We start from the raw sequence: 6,528 nt of genomic DNA on the forward strand, positions 1-6,528 counted from the left end.
GGTGACCGCCGAGAGCATGATGGTCTTGCCCGCACCGGTGGGCGCCACGCCCAGCGTGTTGCCGCGGGAGGCGAGCGCAGCTACGCTGCGCTCGACGAAGGTCTTCTGGCGGGGGCGCAGGCGCATGGCCGGTCTCCCCTTACTGCGCCCAGCTCGGCCGACCGGCGACGCCGGGGGCGGACGCGGGCTGGCTGGGCTGGGGGGCCGTGGCGGGTTGCTGCGGGGCGTGGCCCTGCGCCGGGGCGGCGGCGAACTGCGGCGCGACCGTGCCCATCAGCGCGGCGTAGTCGCGATGGTCGGGCGTGACGGTAGCGCGGATCTCGTTCTTGTCCTCGCCGTTGGTGTCGGTGCCGATGTCGATACGGGCCACGAATTCGACGCCGTCGAGATCGCCGAACCCGTTGATGCGGCGGCGGGCCTGCGCCTCGGGCGAGTTGTCCTTGTCGGACACGCCGCGCGCCGAGTTGAGGATGCCACGGATCAGGCCGCGCCCCATGTTGGCCCAGTCCGGGCCCTTCGGGCTGTAGAGGCCGATCAGCGACCAGACCTTGCGGCGGGCGTAGGGCCCCTCGAGCACCGTGTATTCGGCGTCCAAGTAGACGGCGCCGGTGGCGGCGCGACGCGCCCAGCCGCCAGTCCAACCCTGCGAGGCGTCGTCGAAGCCGCCGGGGCGGAGCGTCAGGCGCACCTTGGCAAGCGTGCCCTTGGGGATGACGTTGGTGTTGGATTGGGCGGAGTTGAAGTCGTTCCAGGGTCCGGACATTGCGCGGCTCCTTTCAGTTGGAGGATGGGACGCGCAGCGGCGTCGATGGGGAAAAGCCACCCCGGTGACCGGATCGGGACACCGGGCATGGCGAGAGGCGCTCAGCCATGGCCGGACTCCTGCGCGGGGGCGGGATCGGCGGGCGTCACCGGCGGCCAGGTCAGGCGTTCGGAGGCTGGGGCCGCGGGGCGCTGGATCTTCTCCATCAGCCGGCCGAGATGCGGGGCCTCGACCCTGTCGAGGCGGCCCGAGCGGTCCTTGGCCGGATAGCCCCAGGGGTTCAGCGTCTGGCAGACGAAGGCGCGCTGCGGCTGGCCGTTGGCATCGGCGATGTCGGCCATGGTGATGACCTGATCGACGATCCCGGGCAGCTCGAGCCCGGTCTTCGAGCCGTCGATCTGCGGCTGGAAGACCTTGCGGTTGAAGTCGTCGAGCCGCTCGTCGAGGATGCCCACGAACCAGACATGCTTGCCGCGCGTGTGCTGCAGATGGGTCAGCCAGCCGATCATCTCGCGGCCATGCAGCCCATAGGCGCCGCGGATGTCGGGCTTGCCGGTCTTCTCGGAGAATGCCTCGGGCTGGCCGCGGCACCACTGGAAGCAGAGACGCCCGGCTACGGTGATCGAGTCGATGAAGACGGTCTCGTACTTCCCGATCACCGTGGGATCGCCGTAGCGCCCGCAGACCTCGTCGAAATGCGCCTGGCTGTAGGGCTGGTCCTCGCGCAGCGCCGGGTTCGGCCCGCCGATGAACACCGCGAAATCGCGGCATTCCTTCCAGGTGCGGGGCCGGAGCGTGTCGATCTCCAGCCCCTCAACCGCCAGATCCCCGGCCTCGAGGTCGAGGAAGAGCGTGGTGGAGGCGTTCAGCGTCCAGAGCAGGCTGGTCTTGCCGATGCCGGACCGGCCGAAGATTACGCCCTTGATGCCCTTGCGTTGCGCGAGCCGTTCGTCGGCACCGATGATGGGAAGGGCCATCACCGGCCCTCCTTCTTCATCACCGCCGTAGCGGCGCGGTCGGCGCCGATGCACCCCGCCTCGCGGGCGAGCTTGTAGAGGCGCTTCAGCGCATCGGCGCGGCGGTAGGCGGCCGAGCTCTCCCGCTCCGCCTCCACGATCGCGAAGGCGATCTCGTCGACGGTCGCCTCGACGACCGGCAGCGGCTCGCGCGGCTCGTCAGCGGCGCGCTGCGGGAAGGCGATGGTTTCGGGGAGGTCTTCGAGCGCGTAGCTCGCCTTGCGAAGACGGGTGATGTCGTCCGGCTGGTCCGGCATGGCGGTTCTCCGTGGGATGAGGTGATCGAGGAGGCGCATCACGCGGCCTCGCGGACGTCGGGCGCGGGCTCGGCGACGTAGATCGCCAGCAGCGGCGTCCCGTCGGCATGGGCGCCGGCGTCCTCGATCTGATAGTTGCGGTTGGGCTCGCAGACCTCGGTCAGCTCCCAGCGGCGATAGAGCCCCGGAAGACGCCTGAAATCCTCGAGCGACAGATCGGCAGTGCGGTTCATGCGTGTCTGCTTTCGGTTGGAGGGAAGGCGCTCGGGGCGCTCGAATGGGAAAAGCCACCGGCGGGACCGGATCGGGACATCGGATCAGGGGATTTCCTGGAGGGCGTCGTTCAGCCGGCGCATCGCGCGCTGGTACCGCTTGCGGGCGGCGGCCTCGGTCAGGCCCAGTTCGACGGCGACTTCCGCCTGCGAGAAACCCTCGATCGCCACGCGGATCACCAGCAGGGCGTCATCGCCGAGCAACTTCCGCACGGCGCCGTTCAGCCGTGCGTACCCGGCCGCGCCGATCCCGCTGTTGCCGCTGTCCGCCACCTCGTCGGGATCGGCGCTGCTGGCGAGATGTTCGCGCGTCTGGTCGCGCTGGCGCATGCGGATCATGTCGCGCTCGACGTTGCGCAGCACCGTGGCCGCGATCCAGTTGACGTGCCGGAGGTCGAGCCTGCGCACCGCCTCGGTGGTGCGCGCCAGCATGTCGGACGCGATCTCGTCGGCGGTGCCGATCCTGCGCCAGATCGACCGGCGGCGGATGGCGTCGAGGCCGGGCCAGAGCGCCAGCAACAGCAGCGTCAGGGCGCAGTCGGACGAGGGCCCGTCGCCCTGCGCCGCCCTGACCAGCGCGGAGAGGATCACGTTCTTCTGGCCCTGATCGCCGGGCGTGCGGTGCAGCCCGTCCAGCAGGGCCGCCGGATCCCGGAACGGTGCGAGGGCGGCCTGCGCACGCCGGACGGCGTCGAAACTGCGCTGGAAGTGAAGGTTCGTGGATGAATGCATGAGGTGATCACGGATCTCGTGCCACGCGAAGGACATCGGACGCCTGCCTTGCGGCCAGGCGTCCGGCGCCTTCTCGTGGCCAGGTCAGGACGTCGCGCGTCTCTGCGATTTCAGGGGGTTGGGTGAATGTGCGCCTCAGCGCGCGGGTGCGGTCGCGTGGTTCAGCGTGCCGCAGCCGCGGCAGGTGGCCTGAACCGGAAAGCCCACGAGATACTCGTGCCCCCGCGCGAAGCGCAGGTGCATCCGGCCGTCCCGGCAGACGCCGAGCAGCTTTTCACAGCGCGAGCAGCGCCATTCCGAGTTGTGGGTTTTGGGCTTGGTGTTCGCGACGCCGGTCCAGCTCGTCGGGGCTGCCTGGCGCGGGAGGAAGGGAGTCGGCATCGAAGTGCTCCTCTGACTGAGTGAGCACCCCCATTGGCCGACAGAATCATCGACCGTCTAACCCCCCAATCATCGACGGCTCATCGATGGGCGGTTGTACGCGTCGGTCAGCAATCAGCTGGTCTTCAACCCCCACCACGACTGGCCGAGGTCCTCGATGTAGCCTTGGAAGACCGGCCATCGCTTCTTCCCCAGCATCTGCTGGATGCCGGTGGACTTCGACCCGGCGACGAGATCGCGGGTCTTCACCCCGGGCAGACCCTTCTTCTTCGCGTCCACAAGCAGCCGGAAACAGTGGACCTGCTGTTCGCTGAACAAGGGCAACTCCGGCTTTCCGGGCACGTGAAGCGTTCCAGACTCTCCGTCCTCGCTTTCCACGAGGGTCAGGGCGGTGCCGCCGAGCGCAAGACCGAGATTCGAACGGAAGAAGGTCTCGACGAAGCTCCTGTCGAGGCTGCCAAACCCTGCCGAGCCATCAGTGGCCCGGGGAAGGGTCATGATGAGGTTCGCGGCGATGCATTTCCAGCCGGGATCCTTCCCGCAGAACACGATGCCGGGGCCCGCTCCCGATCGCATGCGCAATTGGACCTCGGCATCCACGAACCACTTCTGTTCGCCCAGTCCGCGCGCGAGGTAGCAGGGAACATCTTTTCCATCGATGGACATGCTGCCGATGAAGAAGAGCCTCGTTGTGATCTCCTGCTTCCCTTGGATTGACAGCACGCTCTGCAGAGCCTCGATGATCCGCTGCTCGAGCCATTCCGTGCTGATGGCATAGAGCATCCGGTCCTTCGCTGGTGGTACGTCTTCGTCGTCGAAGTCGTCGATAACGCTGTCATCGACGTCCTTCTGCACGATCAGCTTGGCCTCGACGAGGCGATCCGGGTCGCTTTTCCTCTCCGAGAAGAACGTTGCGGGGACTTTGTCTTCCCCCCGGTCATGCAGTTCCAGCAGCAAGGGGAGGAAGTCGCCGAGCTCGCCGGAGCTGAGATCTCGGAACGGGTGCTGGATCTTCCACTCGGTGAGCAGCGTCCGCCCCAGCCTGCGAAGCTCGGGATCGGGATCGCTGAGCAGGCTGCAGCGGTTGCGGTCCGAGATCGTGATCTCCAGAAGGGAGGGAGGGTCGGATTCCTGACGTCGGTAGCGCACCGCGATGACGGCTCGGGAGATCCCCGACGCGCGCTGTAGTACGCGGGCGGGCGCCAGGTAGCTTTGCGCTGTCTTCTCGATCTCGTCGCCGAACGGGACAGAAAGACGAAGCCTTTGCTTCCATCTGGCGAGGCGCACCTCGATTTCGACGAGCGCGGTTTTGTCCACGAGGAAGCCGGGCACGGTAGGTGGGTCGAGCGTGAGCGTCTTGAAGAACTGCGAAAGATCGTAATTCACCCACGTCAGCGGCTTCGTCGAAACATCGTGCCCCAGGACCTCGGTCGCAAAACACTCGGAAACCAACGCGCGCTCTGGGGCTGTATCTGCGCAAATCTCGATCCGTTGTTCCACCGGAGTGTAGATCAGCAGAACTTCCTTTTGCGGCCGAAGAAAGCGAAGGCGTCTGCCTCCATTGTCAAGATGTTCGGGAATTCCGGTGATGTCCTTTGGGATCCGGATAATCACAAGCACGGATGGCTTGTACGCCTCCGTCGCGGGGAGGTCGACGACGCTCATTCCACAATCTACGGAAAGCTTGAGGCGCAATCGCACAGCAGCGAGGAGCTTCTCCTTCGGTATAGCGTTTGCGTCCACCGGCTTGGGGTGCTCGAGATCGACATCGAATGCGCTGTAAAGCTTTCCATCTCGCCACAGACGGGCATTGCGGAAACTCACGGCGTCATCGAATGCACGACGATGATGAGCGTGAACGTGTAGTGCGACGGCCAACTCGCCAAGCTGAGCAAATGCAGCCTCGTACTCCTCGTTGGAGAGTTCTTCTTCGGCAATCACCTTGAGAGCGGACGGGCCTTTTCCGTTCGTCAGAAGCAATACGCGTTGCGCCTCGATTTCGACAGGAAGCGTCACCTCCGGTTTCATGTCGTTGATCGCTGCGATCACCGCACTTCGGTTCTCTTCGTTGTCTTCATCTTCGAGGAGCTTGAAGGATTCAGCGATCTCAGAGGCAATCGCAACGAAATTCTCATCGTCCTGAAAAAAGAAACCCCGAAGAGATTCGGGTGATGCGTTCTCAATTACTGTCTGAAGGGACCGCAAGCTACGTTTCGATGACGGGGGCATCACTTCCTCTCGCTAAAGACGCCAAGGCAACTATAAGCGCAGCATCCCGCAGGGGCACTCGCCCATCAATAGATTTTCTCCCGCTCCGGCATGGGGCTGTCCCGTTGGCAGCCGTCAGGTGGCTTTTGCTCGGTAGCAGCAGCACCGATCACGGCTACCGAGACATGAAACGCCCCAATCCGCTCCCGCCCGAGCAGATGACGCCCGCGGAACGCCGCGCCGAACTGTGCGGCGTGCTGGCGCTCGGGCTGGTTCGGTTGCGGAAGCGCGATGGGAGCGAAGTATCTGCCAATACTGGAGAAAGTTGCCTACACTCTCCGCCCGCCCAATGCCGTCATGCAACTCCAACTCACCGGAGAAATGCATGAACAAGCCCGATCCCATCCCCGCGCGCCTGGCCGCGCTCAAGACCACGCCGACTCCCGACCTGAAGCAACAGTGGCGCGACCTGTTCGACAGCGAGCCGCCGCCGTTCAACCGGCGCTATCTCGAAAGCCGCATCGCCTACCGCATCCAGGAACTCGCCTACGGCGGCCTGAAGCCGGAGACGATCCGGCGGCTGGAGCGGCTTGGCGAGGAACTGGACGGTGGGGACAAGAAGAAGCGCGGCCTCCGCGCCGATCGCGACCGTCCCATCACCGGCACGCGGTTGCTGCGCGAATGGCAGGGCGTCGAACAGATAGTTACCGTCACCGCCGACGGCTTCGAATGGCAGGGGCGGCCGTACAAGTCGCTGTCCGCCATCGCGCGCGCGATCACCGGCACGCGCTGGAACGGCTGGGTGTTCTTCGGGCTCAAGAACCACAGGGGGCGGAGATGACGAAGCCGCCTGAAAAAACGAAGCTCGTCCGCAAGCTGCGCTGCGCGGTCTACACCCG

At 65.6% G+C, this 6,528-nt stretch carries 8 protein-coding genes; 1 reads left to right on the plus strand and 7 read right to left on the minus strand.

Annotated elements, in window-relative coordinates; translation table 11 throughout:
* Positions 1-139: 139 nt before the first annotated feature.
* The 7 genes from E3D03_RS19740 to E3D03_RS19770 form a co-directional block, all read right to left on the minus strand.
* Positions 140-763 carry a hypothetical protein gene (locus E3D03_RS19740; protein ID WP_263568370.1) on the minus strand — a complete coding sequence of 208 codons (624 nt, stop codon included), beginning with the start codon at positions 761-763 and terminating at the stop codon, positions 140-142.
* Between the two features lie 101 nt (positions 764-864).
* Complete coding sequence (locus tag E3D03_RS19745; protein ID WP_263568371.1) at positions 865-1,740, minus strand: ATP-binding protein; 876 nt, start codon at positions 1,738-1,740, stop codon at positions 865-867.
* Positions 1,740-2,036 (minus strand): hypothetical protein, encoded by a 297-nt coding sequence (locus E3D03_RS19750; protein ID WP_263568372.1) that lies wholly within the window; start codon positions 2,034-2,036, stop codon positions 1,740-1,742. The genes E3D03_RS19745 and E3D03_RS19750 overlap by 1 nt, the downstream gene beginning before the upstream one ends.
* A 38-nt stretch (positions 2,037-2,074) precedes the next feature.
* Positions 2,075-2,269, minus strand: a complete 195-nt coding sequence (locus E3D03_RS19755) for a hypothetical protein (RefSeq protein WP_018303655.1) — start codon at positions 2,267-2,269, stop codon at positions 2,075-2,077.
* An 84-nt stretch (positions 2,270-2,353) separates the two neighbouring features.
* Positions 2,354-3,076: an RNA polymerase sigma factor gene (locus E3D03_RS19760; RefSeq protein WP_263568373.1), complete on the minus strand. Its 723-nt coding sequence runs from the start codon at positions 3,074-3,076 to the stop codon at positions 2,354-2,356.
* 99 nt (positions 3,077-3,175) lie between these two features.
* Entirely contained in the window at positions 3,176-3,421 is a 246-nt protein-coding gene (locus E3D03_RS19765; protein WP_263568374.1) for a hypothetical protein, read from the minus strand.
* Between the two features lie 114 nt (positions 3,422-3,535).
* Positions 3,536-5,626 carry a hypothetical protein gene (locus E3D03_RS19770; RefSeq protein ID WP_263568375.1) on the minus strand — a complete coding sequence of 697 codons (2,091 nt, stop codon included), beginning with the start codon at positions 5,624-5,626 and terminating at the stop codon, positions 3,536-3,538.
* Between the two features lie 388 nt (positions 5,627-6,014).
* Here E3D03_RS19770 and E3D03_RS19775 point away from each other — a divergent pair, with 388 nt between their 5' ends.
* Positions 6,015-6,470, plus strand: coding sequence for a DUF2924 domain-containing protein (locus E3D03_RS19775; protein ID WP_263568376.1), 456 nt, complete (start codon positions 6,015-6,017; stop codon positions 6,468-6,470).
* The last annotated feature ends 58 nt before the right edge of the window (positions 6,471-6,528 follow it).

This window comes from Paracoccus sp. DMF, from assembly GCF_004407025.1.
Lineage (GTDB): Bacteria > Pseudomonadota > Alphaproteobacteria > Rhodobacterales > Rhodobacteraceae > Paracoccus > Paracoccus aminovorans_B.

Bases quoted from the DNA above. Each gene is read 5' to 3' on its own strand.
- E3D03_RS19745 (WP_263568371.1), bottom strand. From the start codon at position 1,740: ATGGCCCTTCCCATCATCGGTGCCGACGAACGGCTCGCGCAACGCAAG.
- E3D03_RS19775 (WP_263568376.1), top strand. From the start codon at position 6,015: ATGAACAAGCCCGATCCCATCCCCGCGCGCCTGGCCGCGCTCAAGACC.
- E3D03_RS19740 (WP_263568370.1), bottom strand. From the start codon at position 763: ATGTCCGGACCCTGGAACGACTTCAACTCCGCCCAATCCAACACCAAC.
- E3D03_RS19760 (WP_263568373.1), bottom strand. From the start codon at position 3,076: ATGTCCTTCGCGTGGCACGAGATCCGTGATCACCTCATGCATTCATCC.
- E3D03_RS19765 (WP_263568374.1), bottom strand. From the start codon at position 3,421: ATGCCGACTCCCTTCCTCCCGCGCCAGGCAGCCCCGACGAGCTGGACC.
- E3D03_RS19750 (WP_263568372.1), bottom strand. From the start codon at position 2,036: ATGCCGGACCAGCCGGACGACATCACCCGTCTTCGCAAGGCGAGCTAC.
- E3D03_RS19755 (WP_018303655.1), bottom strand. From the start codon at position 2,269: ATGAACCGCACTGCCGATCTGTCGCTCGAGGATTTCAGGCGTCTTCCG.